This is a genomic window from Winslowiella toletana, assembly GCF_032164335.1.
Classification (GTDB): domain Bacteria; phylum Pseudomonadota; class Gammaproteobacteria; order Enterobacterales; family Enterobacteriaceae; genus Erwinia; species Erwinia toletana_A.
The window spans coordinates 2,176,814-2,199,402 of sequence record NZ_CP134152.1 but is presented as its reverse complement, the minus strand read 5'-3'; the positions used below and the strand labels follow the sequence as shown (position 1 = coordinate 2,199,402).

Genomic DNA, 22,589 nt, shown 5'->3' with positions numbered 1-22,589 from the left:
GAGTCATTACTCTGCTGGAGGCTGCATTTTACCTTCATGCTTAGGTTTTTCTGTCAGACGCTTCTCAAAATTAGCGTTGTACTGTTTCTTCTGTTCCGGCGTCAGCACGTTATACAGCTTGTTCTGCGTTTCCATCATCGCGACCGCATTCTCTTTGGCGTTAGCGGTCATGGTCGCAGCCTGCGCTTCGGCTTTGCTCTTATCAAAGCTGTCTGACGCGATAATCGCGTGGTTAGCACGGCGCTCTTCCAGTGACGGACGCTTCATCTCTTTACGTGAATCTCGCATGATAGTGCGCATCTGCTCTTTCTGCGCATCGGTCAGGTTCAGACCTTTAAACATATCGTGCATACCACGATGCATCGCTGGCTTGTGCATCGGTTTTTCAGTGCCTGCTGGCGGAGGTGTCAGGTTGTCCGCTGCAGCGTGAACGATATTAGCTGCACCCAGTGCCAGTGTAGTTGCAACAAAAAGGGATGTTAATTTACGCATAATATTGTCCTTACTTTTCAGTTTTATGACGACAGCCTGTGTCGTGAGTACGGAATTAAGTTTAGGGCGCTGAACGTCAAGTACTCAGAGCGTGGGTAAAGCCCTGAAAGCATAAGAGACAATAAAGAAACAATCATGGAGAGAATAAGAAGAATTTGATTAAGAATTGCTAAAGAATATGAATTTGCAGTGATTTCAGTAGAAATTATGGAGGAGTGTAACGCTAAATACAGTTTCAGGGAAAGACTAACCGCGTGGCTTTACACTTTATTGATTTCGGGCGCGGGATGCGCCCGAGGTATTGGTCATGAACCCGTGATTTTATTGTGGGCGTTATCTTCCACCAGCATTAAACCTGCCCGCAGCCCGGGGGCAACCTGCGAATTCGGAAACAGCACATATTCTCGCGCCTGCTGAACGTAGTAACGCTTTTCGCCATCTTCCGCCAGCAGTGTTCCCTGTGGAAAGGCGGTAAAATTCAGCGTCTCAGCGCTCATATGCAGTTTGAATGCGGCTGAGGCGCGGGTAATTTGCTGCGAAACCCGATAACGGCGCGGCGCCTCTGCATTGTGCGGCAAAGGCTCACCAAACAGCAGCGAAGCAAGCGCCTGCTGTGCCGCGGCAAACTGCGACAGATCGTTTTCACCAAATGGCCGGGCCTGGCCCAGCTCCAGCGTGCAGCTGGCAGCATTGAAGTGTTCACAACTGTAGTGGGTAAAGGTGCCTGCCGGTGCGCGATGAAACACCAGCGCTTCCAGCCCGGCCGCCGCCAGCCACTGCATAAAGTTCTCTGGCCACTCACGCTGATTAAGCGGCAGCACGCCAAAACGCGGATGATAAGAGCCACGGATAGCGGTGTGCAGATCGATATGCCAGCACACCTCAACATGGTCACCCGCCTGCCAGAAGGTTTCCATCGCCTGCTCCAGCCGCCAGGCGCGTCGCGCTTCCGGGCAATCTTCATACTGTTGCCAGCGCCCGCCAAACATGCGGTTGATATCACAACGGAGATAGCGTTTATCGGCACGCAGCGCCGCCGGGTTACCGAGGATCACCAGAACCCGCGGCACCAGCGCTTTCTCACCTTTTAGTAACTGAGTGATTAACGCGTTCAGAATCTCGACCGGCGCGGTTTCGTTACCGTGTAATCCTGCCGAAATGACAATCGCCTGACGCGTCGCCTGATGCGGCGTTAACTCGAGAATGCCTTCATCCCACCACTGCCAGCGCAGCCGGGAGTTTTCACCGGACTGAGGTTGCGGTGTCACACCAGAAAGCGTTTGCTGTAGAAAATCCTGCATTGATACTCCTTAATATCATCGTGCTCCTTATTATGAAGGCGGCGCTATCGCCGCCCTTACAGTTCATCCATGATCATCGTTGAAAGTGGTAAATGCTGCCTAAGTCTAGCAGCTTAGTCAGCTCATCGAGCGCTTCGCGCCCTTCAATCAGCAATTGCGGATCGGCAAGGTCATCCTGCGACAGGCGATCGCGGTAGTGGCGATCGACCCAATGATTAAGTGTGGTAAACAGCTTTTCATTCATCATCACCGCCGGATTTACCGCCGCCTGCTCCTGTGCATTCAACGCCACGCGCAAACGCAGGCAGGCCGGGCCGCCACCGTTACACATGCTTTCACGCAGATCGAACACTTCCAGCCGATCAATCGGCCCGCCGCTCTCTGACAGTTCAGTAAGGTAACGCCAGACACCAGCATGTTGCCGCGCCTCTTCCGGCAGAACCAGCAGCATTTTACCATTATCGCGGCTTAACAACTGGCTGTTAAATAAGTAGGTTTGCACCGCATCACTGACCGACACGCGGTTATCAGCCACCTCAATTGCGGTGAAACCACTGACTTTTTCCTGTAGTTCGGCCAGCAGCTGCGGCTGATGGAGAAAAGCTTGCTGATGGCAAAACAGCACCTGTTGATTGCTGACGGCAATCACATCATTGTGAAATACCCCTTTGTCGATCACCGCCGGGTTCTGCTGGGCAAAAACCGTCGCCTGCGGATTCAGCTGGTGCAGACGCGCCACGGCTTCGCTGGCCTCACGCGTCTGACGTGCCGGATAACGCGCCGGGGCCTGCCCGTGACTGTTCGCCTCACGGCCATAAACAAACAACTGTACCCCAGGCTCGCCGTGATCGGCCGCAAAACGGTTATGATTAGCCGCCCCTTCATCACCAAACAGCGCCACCTGCGGCAGTGCCTGATGCACGATAAAGTGCTGTTTATCGCGGAAAATGGCGCGCAGCAATGCTTCGGTAGTCGGCGCTTCCATTGCGCGATGAAACTTATTATTCAGGTTGGCAACCGTCAGATGCACCCGGCCATCACCACTGTCCGCTGACGGAGAAACGGTCGCCGCATTAGCGACCCACATCGCCGAAGCAGAACTGGCAGCGGAGAGCAGCTGCGGCGCCTCTCTGGCCGCCTTCGCCAGCACCTGTGCATCGCTGCCGCTGAAACCAATCTGACGCAGTGCGCAGATATTCGGCCGTTCATGGGGGGGAATAACGCCCTGCAGGTAGCCGAGATCGGCCAGCGCCTTCATTTTCAGCAAGCCCTGCTTTGCCGCCAGACGCGGGTTTGATTGCTGATGCTGGTTGCGGGTTGAGGCTTCATTGCCAAAGGATAACCCGGCGTAATGGTGAGTTAAGCCCACCAGACCGTCAAAATTGACTTCGGCTGCTTTCATCACCGATCTCCTGCCGGACTAAAGTCCAGCCCCGGCGACAGCGCCGTAGGTAATGTCAGCTGCGGGCTTTCCAGCGAGGCCATCGGCCACGCGCAGTAATCCGCCGCATACCAGGCGCTGGCACGATGATTGCCGGAAGCACCGATGCCACCGAAAGGTGCGCTGCTGGCCGCGCCGGTCAACGGTTTATTCCAGTTAACAATACCGGCGCGCGCATCAATTAACAGTTGGTCAAATTTGTCACGCTGCGGCGAGATTAACCCACAGGACAAGCCATAGCGGGTGTTGTTGGCAATTGCAATCGCCTGCTGATAATCGTCATAGCGTATCACCGTCAGCAACGGCCCAAACACCTCTTCATCCGGCAGGTCTTTCAGCTGCGTCACATCAATAATGCCCGGCGTCAGAATCGCGCTGCTGCGCTGCGGCCATTGCATTTCCAGCAGAACTTCACCACCGGCAGCCACGCGCGACTGCCACTCATGCCAGATATGCTCCGCCGCCGACAACGAGATCACGCTCCCCATAAACGGCTGCACCTCGTCATTCCAGCGGCCGGTGGTCAGTCGCCCCGCCACTTGCACCAGACGTTTGAGGAAGGCATCACCGGCCGCACCACGTTTTACCAGCATCCGGCGCGCGCAGGTACAACGCTGCCCGGCGGTGATAAACGCAGACTGAATGGCGATATGCACCGCCGCATCGATATCATCAGGATCTTCGACAATCAGCGCATTATTGCCGCCCATCTCCAGCGCCAGCATTTTTTCCGGCTGGCCGGCAAACTGGCGATGGAGCTGATAACCGGTACCGGCGCTGCCGGTAAACAGCAGGCCGTCAATTTGTTGATCCTGCGCCAGCGCCTGACCGGTTTCGCGACCGCCCTGCACTAAATTCAGTACTCCCGCCGGTAGCCCGGCACTTTGCCACAAACGCACGGTATGCTCAGCGGTCAGCGGCGTCAGTTCACTGGGTTTAAACACCACGCAATTGCCCGCCAGCAGCGCCGGAACTATATGACCATTAGGCAGATGCCCCGGAAAATTATAGGGACCAAACACCGCCATTACGCCGTGCGGACGATGCCGCAGCGAGCTGTCGCCCTCTTGCTGTTCGCCGGTGCGGGCATGAAAGGCTTTGACTGAGATGGCCACTTTATTGATCATCGCCTGCACTTCGGTTTGCGCTTCCCAGCGCGGCTTTCCGGTTTCTTGCGCAATCACTGCGGTCAGTTCGCTTTTATTTTTTTCCAGCAGTGCGGCAAATTTTTCCACCAGCGCCTGACGTGCAGCAAACGGCTGTCGCGCCCAGCCGGAGAAGGCCGCGCGCGCCGCTTCACAGGCGGCAGCCACCTGATCGCCACTGGCCGCCTGCCCCTGCCACAGTTGCACCGCGTCAACCGGATCCCGTTTACTGAAAGCCTCACCGCGGCCGCTGAGCCATTGTCCGTTAATCCAGTGCGTCATGCTTTTTTCTCCTCAGTACAGAGTTTCACTACCCGCAGGTTGTCGCCCGCCTGACATTTCATCTGTTGCGCCACTTCCTCGCTGATAGCGATACTTCCGCTTTTGGTGTCAGCATGCAGCAACATTACGCGGAACTGCTGGTAATGACTGTTAGCCACCAGGCACAGCGGCAGGCTTTCATCCGGCGGAGCATCACTGATCGTTACCGATAACAGCCGACTTTTACGGATGGCGCGCACCCGATCAATATCGCACTCCAGCGTCGGGCCACCGTCGAAAATATCGACATAGTTTTGATACTGAAAACCTTCGGCCTCCAGTACCGCCCGTGCTGGCGCCGTTTGCGGATGCACTTTGCCAATTACCGCCTGGGCCTCAGGCGACAGATAGTCGATATATAGCGGATGCTTGGGCATCAGTTCGGCAATAAACGCTTTCTGCCCGGTGCCGCTGAGAAAGTCAGCGTCGGCAAAAGCCATCGAGAAGAAACGGCTGCCGACGCTATCCCAGAACGGCGAGCGACCTTGCTCATCACTGACGCCACGCATCTCTGCCACCACTTTGTCCATAAATCGCTGACGAAACTCAGCCATAAATAAAAAGCGCGACTTCGACAGCAGATAGCCATTTTTACCATCGCGATAATCGGGATCGAGAAACAGCGTACAAAGCTCGCTGCTGCCGGTATGGTCATTGCTGAGCGACAAAGTCGGCAGATTGTTATACACATTCAGCTCTTTCGAAGCGTGAACCTGGGTGCCAACGTGAAAGTTGTACCACGGATCCTGCAAGCCGACCGCGACCTCAATGGCGCAGATGCCGACCGCTTTGCCGCTGCTGCCGTCGGCGAGGACAAAAACGTACCCCTGCTCAGCACGCGGCAAAGCATCCTGCCAGGTCTGGATTGAGCGTTCGATCCGCGCCGACAGGGTATTACTGTCGGCAGGCAAGGAGGTCAGGCCACCACCGGTTTTACCCGCCAGCGCCAGCAGCTGCGGCAGATCGTCCCGCTCAACGGGACGAATAAACATCATACGCTCACTCCTGTAACGACCGCTTCGCAAGCACGTTCAAAGCGGCTCAGTCCCTCTTTAACTTCCTGTTCACTGATCACCAGTGACGGGGCGAAACGCACCACATTCGCACCGGCGATCAGCACCATCAGTCCCTGTTCGGCAGCCGCCAGATTGAACTGTTTCGCTTTGCCGCTGTAATCTTCATTCAGCACGCAACCAATCAGCAGGCCGAGACCACGAATCTCTTTAAACAGATGCAAACGCTGATTAATCGCATTTAATCCGTCGATAAACCAGCGGTGACGCAGGCCGACACCATCCATCACATCCGGACGGTTAATCAGCTCAATCACTTTACCCGCCACCGCACCCGCCAGCGGATTACCGCCGTAAGTGGTGCCGTGAGTGCCAACCCCCATTGCTGAGGCCAGTTTTTCGCTGGTCAGCATTGCACCAATCGGGAAACCGCCGCCCAGCGCTTTGGCGGTTGACAGCACATCCGGCGTCACGCCGTAGTGCATATAGGCATACAGCGAGCCGGTGCGGCCAACGCCGGTCTGCACTTCATCAAAAATCAGCAGCGCGTTATGCTGGTCACACAGCGCACGCAGGCCGCGTAAAAATGCCGGTTCTGCCGGCACTACGCCGCCCTCGCCCTGAATCGGCTCGACGATTACCGCGCAGGTTTCATCATTAATCAGCCGGGCAGCAGAATCTAAATCGTTGAAAACCGCATGCTCAATCGCTCCCGGCAGCGGCGCAAAATCTTTCGAGTAGGCAGGCTGACCACCGGCCGAAACGGTAAACAGCGTGCGGCCATGGAAGGCATTATTGAAGGCGACGATACCGCTTTTATGTGGGCCATAGTGATCATGGGCATATTTACGCGCCAGTTTCAGTGCCGCTTCGTTAGCCTCAGCTCCGGAGTTACAGAAAAATACCCGCTCGGCAAAGGTGGCATCAATCAGCTGTTTTGCCAGCCGCAGAATGGGTTCATTAGTGTAGCCATTACCGGTATGCCATAAACGGGCCGCCTGTTGCTGCAACGCCAGCTGCAATTCAGGATGCGCATGTCCAAGGGCGTTAACCGCAATACCGCCAGCAAAATCGATATAGTTTTTATCATTTTGATCCCACAGCGTTGATCCCTCCGCTCTCACCGGTACAAAAGTGGCAGGTGCATAGGATGGAACCATCCACTGGTCAAAATTTTCACGCGAAACTGACTGTTGCATAGCGGCCTCACTGTTCACTCTGTCAGGTGAACTAAAAGTTTATAAAATGTTAATGAAATGATTTACCACAGCCCTACTGTAAAGTGCACGCATCGTGCCAGCCAGCGCTATAAATGCATAAATCGTTATCACCAACCAAATATCAATAAGTTAGCTCAGCGCGATATGCATAATTAATGCATATAAAGTGAATAACAATCCGAAAGCAGGCCATATGCGGAACATAAAAAAGACAAATTATGCATTTGCCAAATAAAATATCGCTTTTGTGATCGATGATGGGATTTGGTTTTATTAAGAAGCATTTAACGCACGTTTATGGCGCATCGCGCACTGAAACAGTGCGAGTGTCTCGCCCTCTGTTATAGGGTAATCACCCTACAATGCATCTGATATAATTTTTGCCGCGGCGCTCACCTGCAATGTTTTTGTCCCTGGTTATGAGCGCGTAGTCAGTACGGTGCTGTTTTCATTTCGGCAGCGATACAACAGCTAACCCGTCCAGTTTATATCTGTATTCACCTCATAAAAAACTATTTCCATCAAGAAATATTTGTAACTATGAAAATTAAAAATAAGCATTACATGTAACACGATCATATAATTATTGAGTGACAACAGGGAAGAGAATTAAATAATTCATAAATGGATAAAAATTAACCACTCGTCAGATTGCGAGTTTAGTAAAGCAGGAATTACAATAAATTATCAATTAAATACAATCAATTAAACAACCAACCGCAAACTTCGCGCACTACTCTTCTAAATACGAAAAAATGATAAGCATGGTCTTAATAGTGCGATAAACGTCATAAATGATGATAATGGTCACTTATTTACATTTTGTAACAGTTATGACTCTATTGTAAATTTATTATTTATGACATTTTCTTCCGGTCGCAAATCAGCGTCAAAATAAAAAAATAAATCACAGGATATTTTAATGATGAAGCGTAATGTAATTGCAGTGGTAATACCTGTTCTGCTAGTGCTGGGTAATGCTCAGGCTTCAGAAATTTATAACAAGGACGGGAATAAACTCGATCTGTCGGGAAAAGTTAACGCCGGTCATGTGTTCTCCAATGACGCCAATAATGATGGCGATACCACATACGCCCGCCTCGGCTTTAAAGGTGAAACGCAGATAACCGAACAGCTCAGCGGCTACGGCATGTGGCAATACAATTTTCAGGTCAATAACTCTGAAGGTTCCGATGCGCAGAATGGCAATAAAACCCGCTTAGGTTTTGCCGGTCTGAAATTCGCTAACTGGGGCTCGATCGACTACGGCCGCAACTACGGTCTTATCTATGACGCACTGGCCGCCACCGATATGCTGCCAAAATTTGGTGGCGACTCTGGCTACAGCGATGGCTTCGCCTCCGCTCGTGCCGGTGGCCTGCTGACCTGGCGCAACAACGATTTCTTTGGTCTGGTGGACGGGCTGAATTTTGCCCTGCAATATCAGGGTAAAAACGAGCGCAGCGGCAATGCCGATGCCGTTCGGCGCGCGAACGGTGATGGCTATGCCCTCTCCGCGGCTTATAATCTGGACTCCGGTTTTGGCATAACCGGTGCTTATGCCAGCATTGATCGCACTGCGGCACAGAATGCGGCAGCTCGCGGTGACGGCGATCGCGCGCAGTCCTGGGCTACGTCAATCAAGTACGACGCTAACCAGATCTACCTGGCAACGCTATACGGTGAAACGCGTAACGCCACGCCAATCAGCGGTGGCTTTGCCAATAAAGCGCAGAATTTTGAAGCGGTGGCTCAGTATCAATTCCTGAATGGCTTACGCCCTTCTCTGGCGTATGTTTCGTCGAAAGGCAAAGATATCGAAGGGATTGGCAGCGCCGACCTGTTTAAATATATCGCGGTGGGGACCTACTACTACTTCAACAAAAACATGGTGTTCTACGCAGAATACAAAATCAACCTGCTGGACAGTGATAACCCACTTGGCCTGTCTAATGATGATGTTACCGGTATTGGTCTGACCTACCAGTTCTGATCTGGCCTGCGATCCTGCGGCAGCGCGACTGACGCGCTGCCTGCCTTCAGGGTGCCATCAGGTCAAAACTGCCGCCACGGTTATTTTCCAGTGACATTGGCGGCGAGGCTTTCAGCGTGATCCAGTTGGAGGTCACGCGCTGTTGTTTACTGTCTTCCAGCGTCACCGACAATCGGTACTCGTTGCTGGCGCCCGGCGAGTTGTCCCACTGCGGCATAATGATCGTCCAGCCCTGCGGATCGCTGTTATTGGCGGGTGGCGTCAGGCTCAGGGTCTGGGTATCACCCTGCCAGCTGACCTTACTGACAGGATTAGCCGCGCGGATTTGCAGTTTCAACGGCAGCGTTTCTCCAGGCTGCAACTGCCACGGCGGGGTCGCGAGGAACACCGACAGCGTTTTACGCTGGCGGAACTCCAGCACCGGCGTATTGTTGCGTTCAACGGTATCATAACGGCTGCCGCGCAGCGAACGCGCCTCTGCGACATTATTAGCCGAAAGCTGCTTGCTCAGCGCCACCCCAATGCGATAATTCACCTTCATACCAAACTGATCCTGAGACTCTCCCCCCTCGCCCTCTTTATGCGAAGCGGTAAAACTCAGCAGCGGCACCGGAGTGTAATTAACGCCAACTTTAACCGCCACCGGATTGCGATAGCGGTTGCCGCTGTTAAACAGATCGACATTGTCCCCGAGATACTGCTCATAAGTCAGCGATACGCCCAGCTGACGGTAAAAAGGCAGATACCCCTGAGTGGTAATGTCATAACCACGCGCCAGACGCGTCTGTGAACTGCTGCTGTCGTCGCGCCAGCCGGCAATCGGATGGTAATAATTGGCTGAAAAACGCAGGAAGTCACCCCAGGCCTCGGTGCCAATTCCGGCCCGCTGCAAACCGTTGTCAAACTGGCGGTCGACAAAGGCGTTGTAGCCCAGCAGCCAGTTACCGGCGAACCAACGCTGGCCTAAACCGGCATTGCCGATGGTGCTGTTATCCGCTTCGGTTACGCCGACCTGTGTAAAGGTTAAATACTGATATTTATCCTGCCACGGCGTCAGCAACTGCGCATTACTGCCGTTTAAGTTGCCTTCCATATCAACCTGCAATGACAAGCTGGCTGAACCATAGGGCGAAAGCAGGCTCTGGCCGCGATCGACGACCCGCTCTGCCAGCTCATCGCGGAAGTGATTGAAGGCCCACTCACCGGCCTGCTTTCTTAGCGGATCGTCAGTCGTACTGTTCATACTGGCCTGACCAATATCCCTGGCGACCGTGGCTAATTTGGTGGCAAAAGCGTCACTGCTGGCACTGGCGCCGCCCAGTTCGGGCAAACCGCTTTGCATCTCACTGAAGCGTGCGGGATTGTCGAAAGGATACTCAGCAACCTGCGTGTCGGTTTGCAGCGCGCTGGCTTCAGACACGGCCAACCCGATGCCGCTAAGCATCAGGAGCGTACAGAACCCTTTATTGCGCTGCAATATCGACATCAAACCTACCGTTTAGTCTGGCCGTTGAGCAATTTATGATGGTGCTCACGGAGTTGACATAAAAAAGTAGACTTTAGTTTAACATACTGCATCGGTCATTTCGAAAAATGAGCACTGCGTCGCTTCCGGTGGCTGACGATACATTTTTACCACCTCACCAACAATCAACAGGCTGGGTGATTGCGGCTGCTGCCGGGCCACACACTCTGCCAGCTGCTGCAAACGGGTGATGATTACCCGCTGATCGCGCCGGGTGCCGCGTTCCACGATTGCCACCGGCGTGTCGGCGTCGCGACCGTGACCAATCAGTTGCTGGCTCAGCGCCTGGCACCAGGTTAGCCCCATGTAAAACACCAGCGTCTGGCGCTTGTCCTGCAGGCTTTGCCAGTCAAGCTGCGGCTTACCGTCGCGCCCGTGGCCGGTAATAAAACGCACCGACTGCGCCATATCGCGATGGGTCAGCGGAATACCGGTCGCTGCCGCACAACCAATCGCCGCGGTAATGCCTGGCACGATATGACAGGCAATACCGGCTTGTTGCACCCAGCTCATTTCCTCACCGCCGCGACCAAAAATAAACGGATCGCCACCCTTCAGCCTTACCACCTGACGTCCGGTTGCAGCGAGATCGACCAATAGCTGATTAATCTGCGCCTGCTTCATACCGTTAAAGCCCGGCGTTTTACCGACATCAATGCACAACGCTTCTGGCGGTGCCAGTGCCAGAATCTCAGGGCTGACCAGCCGGTCATACACCACCACTTCGGCGCTTTCAATCAAACGCAGTGCCTTCACGGTTAACAAATCGACATCGCCCGGCCCTGCACCCACCAGCCACACCGCGCCCGGTTCACTGCCGGTGGACTTGCCGGTCAGTAACTTATCCAGAGAAGAGACAGTGTAAGTCATCAGAGTCCTCGTTAACCCGGCTGAATGATTTCACTTCGGGTAATTAACTGTTTGAGTTCAGGAATGCAGGAACCACAGTTGGTGCCGCACTGTAATTTTTTACCCAGCGCTTCGGGGGTAACGCAGCCACTGGCGATGGCCGCGACAATTTGCTGTTCGCCGACGCCAAAACAGCTACAAACCGTTCTGCCTTTCGCCTCGCTCTGTGCTGCATAACCGGCAAGTAAAGCGTGCCGGTGCTGCGCCGTCTGCACCGGCTGGCTGAACGCCGCAGCGATAAACGCCTCATCCAGCTGTGGACGAACGCCATCAGCATAAAATGCCAGCACCAGTTCTCCTGACTGCCAGCCGAGCACGCGCCGGAACATCCCTTGTCCGTCGGCATACTGCAAGGTCAGTTCACTCAGATCGAACTGCCGGGACAGCCACTGTTGCGGATCGCCATCAGCGGCCAGCGTATAGCGCGTGGCAGCAGGGTATGGCGTACGCGCCCACCACAGCGCCCGAATATCAGTGACAGTGACAGTGTCACGCAAGAATAACTCTCCCTGCCAGTCGCTATGCCAGCGGCGCAGGCGTACCGGCGTCTGTTTGCTTTCCGGCTGGCCAGACTCCGGGCAAAGATGCGCTGATACCAGCAAATCAACATTGGCCTGCGCGGCGAACTGACGCGTCCAGTGCATCGGTACAAACACGCTGCCGCGCTGTTGCCCGCCGGAAAGCTGGGCGCGCACCACCAGCCAGCCGGTGGCCGACTGCACCCGCACCAAATCGCCTTCGTTAATCTGATGCTGGCGGGCATCCTGTGGATGAATTTCGACAAACGGCTGGTTGTGATGCTGCATCAGGCGTGGCACGCTGCCGGTTCGCGTCATGGTGTGCCACTGATCGCGGATGCGGCCGGTATTCATCATTAATGGCCAGCCAGCGCTGACTTGCGCCACCGGTAAACGCGGGCTGATTGGCAGCAGGCGCGCTTTACCGTTGGCATGGAAAAACGTCCGTTCACTGAACAGTCGCGCGCATCCCTGAGGATATTGAGCATTGACCGGCCATTGCAGCGGTTGCAGCGCATCCCACTGCGCGTTAGTTAACTGTGCCAGCCCGCTGATATCAAATGCACGCGTACCGTGATTTTCAAAGCCGGAGAGCGCCGCATGTTCGCGAAAAATGTCTGCCGGATGCTGCCAGCTAAACGCATCGGCAAAGCCCATGCGCTTCGCTACCTCGGCGAGAATCCACCAGTCGGGCCGCGCCTCGCCCGCCGCTGCGACAAAACCGCGCTGGCGCGAGATACGCCGTTCAGAGTTGGTCACCGTGCCGTTTTTTTCGCCCCAGCCCTGCGCGGGCAGTAGAATATCGGCCCAGGCAGTGGTGTCGGTATGCTGGCTGACGTCAGAGACGATCACCTTGTCACAGCGTGCCAGCGCCTGAGCCACCCGATGACCGTCCGGTAGCGATACCGCCGGATTGGTGCCCATAATCCAGACGGCTTTCACTTCACCGCGTTCAATTGCCTGAAACAACTCCACCGCTTTCAGCCCTGGCTGTCGCGCCACCCGATCGCTGTGCCAGAAACGTTGCAAACGGTCGATATCGTCCGGCTCGAAGTTCATATGTGCCGCCAGCTGATTCGCCAGCCCACCCACTTCACGACCGCCCATGGCATTAGGCTGCCCGGTCAGCGAAAAAGGCCCGCTACCAGCGCGGCCGATTTTGCCGCTCAGCAGATGCACATTAATAATCGCATTACATTTGTCGCTGCCGCTGCCCGACTGGTTAATCCCCATGCAATACAGCGTCAGCAGGTTGTGACTGGCAACCACCCGCTGATAAAACGCTTCGACCTGAGCCTGTTCCAGCTGGCAAAACTCAGCAACGGCCCGGCTGTCCCACGGCTGCGCCGCCGCCAGTGCCGCCTCAACGCCGTCGAGCTGCGGCAGCATGCTGCTGTCGATGGCCTGATGCTGCGACAGCCAGTGCAGTAAGCCATTAAACAATGCGGCATCACTGCCCGGCCGCAGCGGTAAATGCAGATCGGCGAGATCGCAGGTGGCGGTGCGACGCGGATCGATAACCACCACCTGCATATCAGGCCGCTGTTTTTTCGCCGCGACCAGCCGCTGATAAGCCACCGGGTGCGCCCATGCGGCGTTAGATCCGACCAGAATGACCAGGTCACTGTGGTCAAAGTCGTCATAGCAGCACGGCACCGCATCCGCGCCAAATGCGCGTTTATAGCCAACTACCGCCGAAGCCATACAGAGTCGCGAGTTAGTATCAATATTGCCGACGCCAATAAAACCCTTCATCAGTTTATTGGCGACGTAGTAATCCTCAGTCAGCAGCTGGCCGGAGGCATAAAACGCTACCGCCTGCGCGCCATAGTTATCAATAATCTGTTGCAGATCGCTGGCAACCTGCTGCAATGCCTCATCCCAGCTGACCCGCTGACCATTGACCTGCGGATACAGCAAACGCCCCTGATGCCCCAGCGTTTCACCCAGCGCCGCACCTTTGACGCACAGCCGCCCCTGATTCGCCGGATGCTGCGTGTCGCCCTCAACCTGAAATGCGCCTGACGGCTGTGGCGTGACTTTCACGCCGCAGCCGACGCCGCAGTAAGGACAGGTGCTGTTCACGACGCCACCGCAATCGCAATCGGTGCCACACTCAGCGGGAAATTTGCCACCAGTACCGCGCCGTTTTCCAGTTTTACCGGCCAGCAGCGCAGTTGCAGATCGAGTCGATCGAGACTCTGCCCGTCGCGCAGGCGGAAACGCTGTTTGTACAGGGGAGAAATCACTATCGCCTCTCCTCCGGCATCGCCCAGTAATCCCCGCGAGATCACGCTGGCATGGGTACCCGGCTCGATATCATCCAGCGCATACAGCTGCTCACCAAAGCGGAACAGCGCGATGCGCACACTGCCCAGCCGCGCACCGATCCCGGCCATCGGCGGGATCTCGTCAAGCTGACAGAGTCGGGTCCACTGCTCTGCAGGCAGTTGCTGCAGCGGAATAGTCGCTTCGGTCGACGGGCAAATCTGCCCGCGCTGATGCTGCCAGCGCACGGTTTCATCCGGTTGATCGCTGTTGAGGGTGCTGCGAAACAGCGCGCGGCGATCCGGATTCTCCAGCGTGGTCTGCCATTCGCATTGATAAGCTTCAACTACCCGCTGCATCTCCTGTTCCAGCTCGCTGGCGATACCGAGGCTGTCTTCGATCACCACCGCCCGCAAATAGTCGAGGCCACCTTCCATATTGTCCATCCACACGCTGGTGCGTTGCAGACGGTCGGCAGTGCGCACATAGAACATCAGCAAGCGGTCGACATAGCGCAACAGCGTTTGATCGTCGAGATCGCTGGCAAACAGATCCGCATGGCGCGGTTTCATGCCGCCATTGCCGCAGACATACAGGTTCCAGCCTTTATCGGTGGCGATCACGCCGATATCTTTACTCTGCGCTTCGGCACATTCGCGGGTACAGCCAGACACCGCCATTTTAATTTTGTGCGGCGCACGCAGCCCTTTGTAACGATTCTCCAGCTGAATGGCGAAACCGGTGGAATCCTGTACGCCATAGCGGCACCAGGTGGAGCCGACGCAGGACTTCACGGTGCGCAGTGATTTGCCGTAGGCGTGGCCGGTTTCAAATCCGGCCGCCACCAGTTCCTGCCAGATTGCCGGCAGTTGGTCGAGTCGCGCACCAAACAGATCGATACGCTGACCGCCGGTAATTTTGCTGTAGAGGTTATAACGTGCGGCCACCTGGCCAATGGCGATCAGTCCTTGCGCGGTAATTTCTCCGGCCGGTACGCGCGGCACCACCGAGTAACTGCCATCCTTTTGAATATTGGCGAAGTGGCGGTCATTGGTATCCTGCAACGGCAGATGTGCCGGTTTCAGCAGATACTCATTCCAGCAGGAAGCCAGCAGCGACCCGACCAGTGGTTTACACACTTCGCAGCCGTGACCATGACCGTACTGCGCCAGTAACTGTTCAAAACTTTTGATCTGATTAACGCGAATCAGGTGATGGAGTTCCTGACGCGACCAGGCGAAATGCTCACAAATATCTTTCTTCACCTCAACGCCAAGATTCGCCAGCTGAAATTCCATCACCTGTTTCACCAGCGCTGAACAACCACCGCAGCCGGTAGCCGCCTTAGTACAGCTTTTTATCGCGGCCATATCTCCCGCGCCGCTGAGTACCGCCCCGCAGATATCGCTTTTACTGACGTTATGACAGGAGCAGATCTGCGCGCTATCCGGCAGTGCAGCAACCCCCAACGCTCTGGCCGGTGCTCCGGCGCTTTGCGGCAGAATCAGCGTTTCCGGCGCGTCCGGCAATGCCATATCATTCAGCATCATCTGTAATAAAGTGCTGTATTCGCTGCTGTCACCCACCAGCACTCCACCAAGCAGCTTTTTACCGTCCGCCGATACCACGATCTTTTTGTAGATCTCCTGCGGACCGTTGGTCCAGTGATAACTCTGGCTACCCGGCGTGCGGCCATGCGCATCACCAAATGACGCCACTTCCACCCCGAGCAATTTCAGCCTGGTGCTCATATCCGCACCGGTAAACGCCGCCGCCTCACCGGCCAGATTGGCCGCCAGCACGCGCGCCATCTGATAACCCGGTGCCACCAGGCCAAAAATCTGCCTGTTCCACAGCGCGCATTCGCCAATGGCATAAATAGCGGAGTCGGAGGTGATACAGGTATCATGAATATCGATGCCGCCGCGCGGACCGAGGGTCAGACCGGCGTCGCGTGCCAGTTGGTCACGCGGGCGAATACCGGCGGAAAACAGCACTAAATCGGTTTCCAGCGTTTCACCATCGGCAAAGTTCAGCGTCAGGCCGCCATCAGGCTGTTCAGTAATTTCGCGCGTCTCTTTCTGCGTATGCACCGTGACGCCAAGCGCCTCAATTTTGCGCCGCAGCATCTGCGCGCCACCGTCATCCAGCTGCACCGCCATCAGTCGAGGCGCGAACTCGACCACATGCGTTTCCAGCCCCAGCTGTTTTAGCGCGTTCGCCGCTTCCAGCCCTAACAAACCCCCGCCAATCACCACGCCACGTTTAGCCTGCCGTGCGCGTGCGGCGATAGCATCAAGATCGTCAAGGGTGCGATAGACAAAGCAGTTTGCCGACTGGCTGCCCGGAATCGGTGGAACAAACGCCGAGGAGCCAGTAGCCAGCACCAGCTTGTCCCACGCCATTTCATGGCCGTTGGTATCGCGCACGCATTTACGCTGGCGATCGATCGCCACCACTTCGCTGTGGCTGCGCAGCTCTATGCCGTATTGTTCAAAAAAGTTTTCCGCGACCAGCGATAAGTCGGCATGGGTGCTGCCGGCAAAGTATTCCGACAGGTGCACGCGGTCGTAAGCGACATGGCGCTCCTCACCGTAGACCACCACCTGATAATGATGATGCAGCTGCTTATCCACCAGCTGCTCAAGAAAATGATGACCCACCATACCGTGGCCAATAACAACTAATACCGGTTTGCTCATAACATTGATCCCTGCAGCCAGCGGCTGCCTGTAAAGTGGCTCTTCAGCATCAAACAGTGCGGCGGATGTCACTGCGTCACCGCGTTGTAATTTTTTAATCAGCGCCGCTGACTGGCTGATATCGCCAAACAGCAATACGCCGCTTAACTTGCCATCGCGGAGAAACAGGCGGCGATAGTCAGCACTGAGCGGATCGAAACTGGTCAGGCTGGTTTGCCCCTGTTCGCCAATATCTCCGGCGCTGAATACGTCAATACCGGTGACTTTTAACCGCACGCCGTTATCCTGCGAATAAAAGTCATTCAGCGGCTGGCCTGCCAGCCGATGTGCGAGAATCGCGGCCTGCAGCAGGCAAGGTGCCAGCAGCCCGAAACTTTCACCGTTGATTTCGCAACACTCTCCCAGCGCGTAAACATCGGGCTGGGCCGTTTGCAGCTGGCCGTTGACCACAATGCCGCGCTGACAAACCAGGCCCGCGGCCCGCGCCACGGTCGTTTCTGGCGTGACTCCGGTGGCAATAATCACCCTCTGAGCATTCAGTTGCTGTCCGCCGGATAACGTGACAGTGTCACTGTTAATCACCCTGATACCGCTACCGGGATAACAGCTAATGCCGCGCTGTTGCAGCGAGTCACACAGCAGCTCGCCTGCCTGCCGGTCCAGTTGGCGATCCATCAGCCAGGGATTACGATGAATCAGCGCCACTTCGCGACCGCGCAAGCGCAGTGCCGCCGCCGCTTCAATGCCGACCAGGCCGCCGCCCAGTACAGCCACCGGGCCGTGATCACTCAGCATCTGTTCGACATCATCCAGCGTGCGAAAGCCGCTGACGTGTGGCCGACCGATACCCTCAATATCCGGCATCGATGGTGAAGAGCCAGTGGCGAAGACCAGCTTGTCCCAGCTCAGGGTGCGCCGATCGGTAGTCAGCCTGTGACGCGCAATATCCACCGATTGCACCGCTTCACCACTTATTAGCGTGATGCTCTGTTCGGCATACCAGTGCGGGGCGTTCAGCACGGTGTCGGCAAACGCTTTTTCACCGCTTAACACTGGCGAGAGCATAATGCGGTTGTAATTACCCCGCGCTTCACGGCCAATCACCGTAATGCGATAACGCGCCGGTGCCAGTTGCAGCAGGGTTTCCACCATGCGCATTCCCGCCATGCCATTACCGATTACCAGCAGATGTTCGACCATTGCCCGCTCCTTACGCCGCGCTGGAGTGCTTTTCGTAAAGGAAATGCAGCACCTGCTGACGCAGATGGTGATAACGCGGATCATCGGCCAGCGCCACCCGCGAACGGGGGCGCGGCAGATCCACCGTCAGAATCTCACCGACGTGCGCCGCCGGGCCGTTGGTCATCATTAACACCCGATCCGACAGCAGCACTGCTTCATCAACGTCATGGGTGATCAGCACGATAGTGGTGTTCAGTTTCTGCTGAATACGCATCACCGCATCCTGTAAATGGGCACGCGTCAGTGCATCGAGCGCCCCGAACGGCTCATCCATCAGCAGCACTTTTGGCTTCATTGCCAGCGCGCGGGCGATACCGACGCGCTGCTTCATGCCGCCGGAGATCTCACCCGGGCGCTTATCCAGCGCATGGCCCATCTGCACCAGTTCGAGATTATGGACGATCCACTCGCGCATCTCTGTCTTGCTCATGCGGCCTTTAAACACCTGATTCACCGCCAGCGCCACGTTGTCGTAAGTGGTCAGCCACGGCAGCAATGAGTGGTTCTGAAACACCACCGCGCGCTCCGGGCCGGGGCCGTCGATTTCACGGTTATCACACAGCAGGCCACCTTCCGTCGGCTGGGTTAATCCGGCGATCAGATTCAGCAGTGTTGATTTGCCGCAGCCAGAGTGGCCAATCAGGCTGACGGTCTCGCCTTCGCTGATATTGAAGCTGACGTTATCCAGCGCGATAAACTCACCGCTGGCGGTGTTGAAGCGCTGACTGACGTTCTGTACCTGAATAATGTGGTTCATCATCTCTCTCCGGTTTATTCCCAGCTAAAACGACGTGCCAGCAGCATCAGCGCCTGCTCAAGCAGCAGACCAACGACGCCGATAATCACAATGGCAATCAGGATGTGCTCGACGTTGAGGTTGTTCCATTCGTTCCAGATCCAGAAGCCAATCCCCAGACCGCCGGTCAGCATCTCGGCGGCGACAATCACCAGCCAGGCGATACCAATCGACAGCCGAACGCCGGTCAGTACCGACGGTAATACCGCCGGAAACAGAATTTTGCGCATTACCGTCCACTCAGAAAGTTTCAGCACCCGCGCCACATTGAGATAGTCCTGCGGGATCCGCTGCACCCCTTCGGCGGTATTGATGATCATTGGCCAGATCGAGCAGATAAAGATGGTCCAGCTGGAGGCCGGTTCGGCGCGCTGAAACAGCAGCAGGCCAATCGGCAGCCATGCCAGCGGGCTGACCGGGCGCAGCAGCGCAATAATCGGATTCAGCATGCGCGCCAGAAAGGTAAAGCGGCCAATCAGAAAACCGGCCGGAATACCGACCAGCGCCGCCAGCCCAAAGCCGATGGCTACGCGCTGTAATGAGGCCAGCACATTCCAGCCAATACCCTGATCGTTTGGACCGGCGTTATAAAACGGATCGGCAAACAGCGTTACCGCCGCCTGCCAGGTGTCGACCGGCGTCGGAAAACCGCTGCTGTTAAGCGCGGCTACCTGCCAGATGGCAATCAGCACCAGCAGGCCGCAGCACGGCGGAATCACCCGCTGCATCAGCGGGCGCAGGAAAGTGCGGCGCTGCTTCATTGCCGGTTTGTGGGCCGGTTTAAGTGGAATAATGTCTGCTTTACTGTTCGGGGTATTGGCGGTGATCGCCACCACGCGGGCTTCACTGGTCATCTTCACTCTCCTCAACGTTTGATGGCGAAACTGGCGGCGTATTCGGCCGGGTTACTGCCATCCCACACCTTGCCGTCAATCAGGGTACTGCTGCGCATTTCACTACCCGGCAATGCCACGTTGCCCACTGCGCTGGCCGCCTGTTTATAGATATCGATACGGTTAACTGCGCGGGCAACGGCGAGGTAATCCGGCTCCTGCTTCAGCAGCCCCCAGCGTTGTTGCTGGGTCAGGAACCACATACCGTCGGAGAGATAAGGAAAACTGACCGCGCCATCGTGGAAGAAGCGCATCGCATGTTGATCTTTCCACTGCTTACCCAGCCCATTGTCATAGTCGCCGAGCATGCGGCCTTCAATGGTTTCCACTTTGGTGTTGAGATACGCACGACTGGCGATTGCGACGGCGGTTTCGCGGCGGTTGGCATCGGAAGCATCAATCCAGCGCGCCGCCTCCAGCACCGCTGCGGTCAGGGCGCGGGCGCTGTTGGGATGTTCATCGACCCACGCGGCCCGGGTGCCCAGCACTTTCTCCGGATGATCCGGCCAGATCTGCTGCGAGGTGGCGGCAGTGAAGCCAATATTGTCGCTAATCGCCCGTTGGTTCCACGGCTCGCCCACGCAATAGCCGCTCATATTGCCTATTTTCATATTCATCACCATCTGCGGTGGCGGCACCACTACGGTGCGCACATCATCAAACGGGTTGATACCGGCATTAGCCAGCCAGTAGTAGAGCCACATCGCATGGGTGCTGGTGGGAAAGGTATGGGCAAAGGTGTAGGTTCCGGCCGGTTTTGCCGCCACCGCCTGCTTCAGGCTGGCGGCATCGGTGACCTTCATGGCTTTCAGCTGGTTCGACAAGGTAATGGCCTGACCGTTATTGTTCAGCGTCATCAGATTAGCCATCTGATGCTGCGGCCCGGCAATGCCCAGTTGCAGACCGTATAACATGCCATACAGCAGGTGCGCCGCATCCAGTTCACCGGAAGTCAGTTTGTCGCGCACCGCCGCCCAGCTGGCTTCTTTGCTTGGGATGATGCTGATACCGTACTTTTTATCAAAGCCCTTTAGCGCCGCCATAATCACCGGGGCGCAATCGGTTAATGGAATAAAGCCGACGCGAATTTCTGTTTTTTCCGGCGCGTCCGATCCGGCAGCACAGACACTGTTGATTAAACCCGGCACGAAATAGCTGCCGGTTAATATGGCGCTGCCGGTAAGGAATCGGCGTCGTGACAGCGGAAATCCGTCTTTGCTCATCATTAGCTTCCTGGAAAAAAGAAATAAAAAAAGGCGTCCTCCGACATGCAAATGCATGCGGCAGGACGCCTTTATCCAAAGCACTCATTACACCGCCGTTGGTGAAACAAATGCGTTATTTGTCTTAAAAGTGTTGCAAGCACTGTGCCAGCTTTTTTATCGGTGGCTAAAGCTCAGTAAATTCGCTATTTAGCCGCTTTACCGCATCGGTTGGGATTATCTGGCGACAGAATATCGCGTATTACGCACTATACTGAGGCATAAAACGCACACCCTTTGTGCAGATACTCATTTCGGGGTATCGGCAAATGCCGCCGCTACCGACAGCATCGCCGCCGCTATCTCCGCCACCCTTTTGTTTTGGTTCATCGCCATTTTGCGCAGTGTCTGCCACGCCTGCTCTTCACTGCACTGGTGATGTTTCATCAGCAGCAGCTTTGCCTGATCAATCTGCTTACGATCGTTAAGCGTGGCACGCATCATCGCCAGTTCATCCGCCTGCGCCTGCAAGCGCTGCGCCTGCTGCTGAATCAGGGTCAGTACCGAACGCCCGAGCTGCGGCGAAACACCTTCAGAATCCAGCGTTGTACTGTGCTGCTCCAGCCAATCCGCGCCGCCGACATACAGGCTGTAGCCCTGCTGCTGATTCAGGATCTGCCATTGTTCACTGGAATCGCCCAGCGCCTCTGCCGTTTCGGCGCGCTTAATGGTGCTGCGGCAGCACTGCATCAGGGTCGTTTCCAGCTGGTCTTCCACCCCTTTCATGCCATCAAGCCGTTTAGTCAACAGCTGGAACCAGCGCAGCGCCCCGCTTTCTTCAGTTTTGCTGCTCATACAGGCCACCCGACGCAGGCGCTCTGTTTCGCTGTCGGCTTCGGCAATAGTGCGCCATAACTGTAAGCTCTGCGCATCGGCAAACTGGCTGAAGGTGGCGAAGCAGCGCTGCTGCTGCTCAATCAATGCCACCAGCGTTTTACTCTGGGCCGTGCTGAAAACACCAGCGGCAAAACCCGCTGAACCGGTCGCGCGTTCCTGACCCGCCAGCTCTTTTCCCTGCATAAAACTGAACATGGCGATCAACGCGCGCGACACCTGCGGATCGCTGGCGGTATCGGCGGCTTCAAACACCAGGTTAAGCAGCTGGCGAATAATCTGGTTAAAGCGTTCCATCGCCACATCATGACTCACCGCCAGCCGTTTTACCTGCTGTCGCAGCGCGTCAAGGTCGCTCAGCCCCTGTAGCGCGGCGGCAATCCGAGCATACAGACGGCTGCTACCGGCCAGCGGGCCGGTTTCTGTACCCGGCAGTAACGCAGTCATCGCGTCGCACTCGCGGCTGACATCGCGTGCGCGCTGTGGCAACTCGTCGCCAAACAACTTGCCCTGCGAACAGATCCAGATATTTGAGGCTCCACGTTCACGTTGCAGCACATGGATCAACTGGCTAATCTGGCCGATCAGCCGTCCGGTATGCAGCAAATTGCGCAGGCTGGCGATTTCACTCTGACGTGAAGCCAGTAAGTAATTCAGGGCGGATGGCGTGGCGTGATTCATTAAGGCGTTTCCGGCGTGCTGACAAGGTAAGGC

Annotated in this window: 15 protein-coding genes; 1 reads left to right on the top strand and 14 read right to left on the bottom strand. The window is 56.0% G+C overall.

From position 1 onward, the window contains the following. Positions 1 to 6: 6 nt before the first annotated feature. The 6 genes from spy to RIN69_RS10330 form a co-directional block, all read right to left on the bottom strand. Positions 7 to 492, bottom strand: a complete 486-nt coding sequence (spy, locus tag RIN69_RS10355; protein ID WP_313857255.1) for an ATP-independent periplasmic protein-refolding chaperone Spy — start codon at positions 490 to 492, stop codon at positions 7 to 9. A gap of 305 nt (positions 493 to 797) precedes the next feature. After that, complete coding sequence (gene astE, locus RIN69_RS10350) at positions 798 to 1,793, bottom strand: succinylglutamate desuccinylase (protein WP_313857254.1); 996 nt, start codon at positions 1,791 to 1,793, stop codon at positions 798 to 800. Between the two features lie 73 nt (positions 1,794 to 1,866). Beyond that, positions 1,867 to 3,195 carry an N-succinylarginine dihydrolase gene (gene astB, locus RIN69_RS10345; protein ID WP_313857253.1) on the bottom strand — a complete coding sequence of 443 codons (1,329 nt, stop codon included), beginning with the start codon at positions 3,193 to 3,195 and terminating at the stop codon, positions 1,867 to 1,869. Beyond that, positions 3,195 to 4,661 (bottom strand): succinylglutamate-semialdehyde dehydrogenase, encoded by a 1,467-nt coding sequence (gene astD, locus RIN69_RS10340; RefSeq protein ID WP_313857251.1) that lies wholly within the window; start codon positions 4,659 to 4,661, stop codon positions 3,195 to 3,197. Before astD ends, astB begins: the two co-directional genes overlap by 1 nt. Then, complete coding sequence (astA, locus tag RIN69_RS10335; RefSeq protein ID WP_313857250.1) at positions 4,658 to 5,695, bottom strand: arginine N-succinyltransferase; 1,038 nt, start codon at positions 5,693 to 5,695, stop codon at positions 4,658 to 4,660. The genes astD and astA overlap by 4 nt, the downstream gene beginning before the upstream one ends. Next, positions 5,692 to 6,912 (bottom strand): aspartate aminotransferase family protein, encoded by a 1,221-nt coding sequence (locus RIN69_RS10330; protein ID WP_313857249.1) that lies wholly within the window; start codon positions 6,910 to 6,912, stop codon positions 5,692 to 5,694. The genes astA and RIN69_RS10330 overlap by 4 nt, the downstream gene beginning before the upstream one ends. Before the next feature lie 943 nt (positions 6,913 to 7,855). On the opposite strand from RIN69_RS10330, the gene RIN69_RS10325 reads away from it, so the two are divergent. Then, complete coding sequence (locus RIN69_RS10325) at positions 7,856 to 8,926, top strand: porin (protein ID WP_313857248.1); 1,071 nt, start codon at positions 7,856 to 7,858, stop codon at positions 8,924 to 8,926. A gap of 46 nt (positions 8,927 to 8,972) precedes the next feature. Here the strand turns inward: RIN69_RS10325 and RIN69_RS10320 are convergent, their stop codons facing one another. From RIN69_RS10320 to RIN69_RS10285, 8 genes are all read right to left on the bottom strand, one after another. Then, positions 8,973 to 10,412: a YchO/YchP family invasin gene (locus tag RIN69_RS10320; RefSeq protein WP_390902511.1), complete on the bottom strand. Its 1,440-nt coding sequence runs from the start codon at positions 10,410 to 10,412 to the stop codon at positions 8,973 to 8,975. 78 nt (positions 10,413 to 10,490) lie between these two features. After that, complete coding sequence (cobA, locus tag RIN69_RS10315) at positions 10,491 to 11,321, bottom strand: uroporphyrinogen-III C-methyltransferase (RefSeq protein WP_313857247.1); 831 nt, start codon at positions 11,319 to 11,321, stop codon at positions 10,491 to 10,493. An 11-nt stretch (positions 11,322 to 11,332) separates the two neighbouring features. Further along, positions 11,333 to 13,963 carry a nitrate reductase gene (locus RIN69_RS10310; RefSeq protein ID WP_313857245.1) on the bottom strand — a complete coding sequence of 877 codons (2,631 nt, stop codon included), beginning with the start codon at positions 13,961 to 13,963 and terminating at the stop codon, positions 11,333 to 11,335. Further along, the gene (gene nirB / locus RIN69_RS10305) at positions 13,960 to 18,048 is read right to left on the bottom strand and encodes a nitrite reductase large subunit NirB (RefSeq protein WP_313857244.1); all 4,089 of its coding nucleotides are present in this window, start codon (positions 18,046 to 18,048) and stop codon (positions 13,960 to 13,962) included. The genes RIN69_RS10310 and nirB overlap by 4 nt, the downstream gene beginning before the upstream one ends. Positions 18,049 to 18,058: 10 nt before the next feature. Next, a complete protein-coding gene (locus tag RIN69_RS10300; RefSeq protein WP_313857697.1) occupies positions 18,059 to 18,847 on the bottom strand; it encodes an ABC transporter ATP-binding protein in 789 nt (262 codons plus the stop codon). Between the two features lie 14 nt (positions 18,848 to 18,861). After that, complete coding sequence (gene ntrB, locus RIN69_RS10295) at positions 18,862 to 19,740, bottom strand: nitrate ABC transporter permease (RefSeq protein WP_313857243.1); 879 nt, start codon at positions 19,738 to 19,740, stop codon at positions 18,862 to 18,864. 11 nt (positions 19,741 to 19,751) lie between these two features. Beyond that, complete coding sequence (locus RIN69_RS10290) at positions 19,752 to 21,002, bottom strand: CmpA/NrtA family ABC transporter substrate-binding protein (RefSeq protein ID WP_313857695.1); 1,251 nt, start codon at positions 21,000 to 21,002, stop codon at positions 19,752 to 19,754. Between the two features lie 288 nt (positions 21,003 to 21,290). Next, positions 21,291 to 22,556 (bottom strand): nitrate- and nitrite sensing domain-containing protein, encoded by a 1,266-nt coding sequence (locus RIN69_RS10285; protein WP_313857242.1) that lies wholly within the window; start codon positions 22,554 to 22,556, stop codon positions 21,291 to 21,293. Positions 22,557 to 22,589: the final 33 nt, after the last annotated feature.

Coding starts and splice junctions, on each gene's coding strand:
- spy (WP_313857255.1), bottom strand. CDS start 492: ATGCGTAAATTAACATCCCTTTTTGTTGCAACTACACTGGCACTGGGT.
- astE (WP_313857254.1), bottom strand. CDS start 1,793: ATGCAGGATTTTCTACAGCAAACGCTTTCTGGTGTGACACCGCAACCT.
- astB (WP_313857253.1), bottom strand. CDS start 3,195: ATGAAAGCAGCCGAAGTCAATTTTGACGGTCTGGTGGGCTTAACTCAC.
- astD (WP_313857251.1), bottom strand. CDS start 4,661: ATGACGCACTGGATTAACGGACAATGGCTCAGCGGCCGCGGTGAGGCT.
- astA (WP_313857250.1), bottom strand. CDS start 5,695: ATGATGTTTATTCGTCCCGTTGAGCGGGACGATCTGCCGCAGCTGCTG.
- RIN69_RS10330 (WP_313857249.1), bottom strand. CDS start 6,912: ATGCAACAGTCAGTTTCGCGTGAAAATTTTGACCAGTGGATGGTTCCA.
- RIN69_RS10325 (WP_313857248.1), top strand. CDS start 7,856: ATGATGAAGCGTAATGTAATTGCAGTGGTAATACCTGTTCTGCTAGTG.
- RIN69_RS10320 (WP_390902511.1), bottom strand. CDS start 10,412: ATGTCGATATTGCAGCGCAATAAAGGGTTCTGTACGCTCCTGATGCTT.
- cobA (WP_313857247.1), bottom strand. CDS start 11,321: ATGACTTACACTGTCTCTTCTCTGGATAAGTTACTGACCGGCAAGTCC.
- nirB (WP_313857244.1), bottom strand. CDS start 18,048: ATGGTCGAACATCTGCTGGTAATCGGTAATGGCATGGCGGGAATGCGC.
- RIN69_RS10300 (WP_313857697.1), bottom strand. CDS start 18,847: ATGAACCACATTATTCAGGTACAGAACGTCAGTCAGCGCTTCAACACC.
- ntrB (WP_313857243.1), bottom strand. CDS start 19,740: ATGACCAGTGAAGCCCGCGTGGTGGCGATCACCGCCAATACCCCGAAC.
- RIN69_RS10290 (WP_313857695.1), bottom strand. CDS start 21,002: ATGAGCAAAGACGGATTTCCGCTGTCACGACGCCGATTCCTTACCGGC.
- RIN69_RS10285 (WP_313857242.1), bottom strand. CDS start 22,556: ATGAATCACGCCACGCCATCCGCCCTGAATTACTTACTGGCTTCACGT.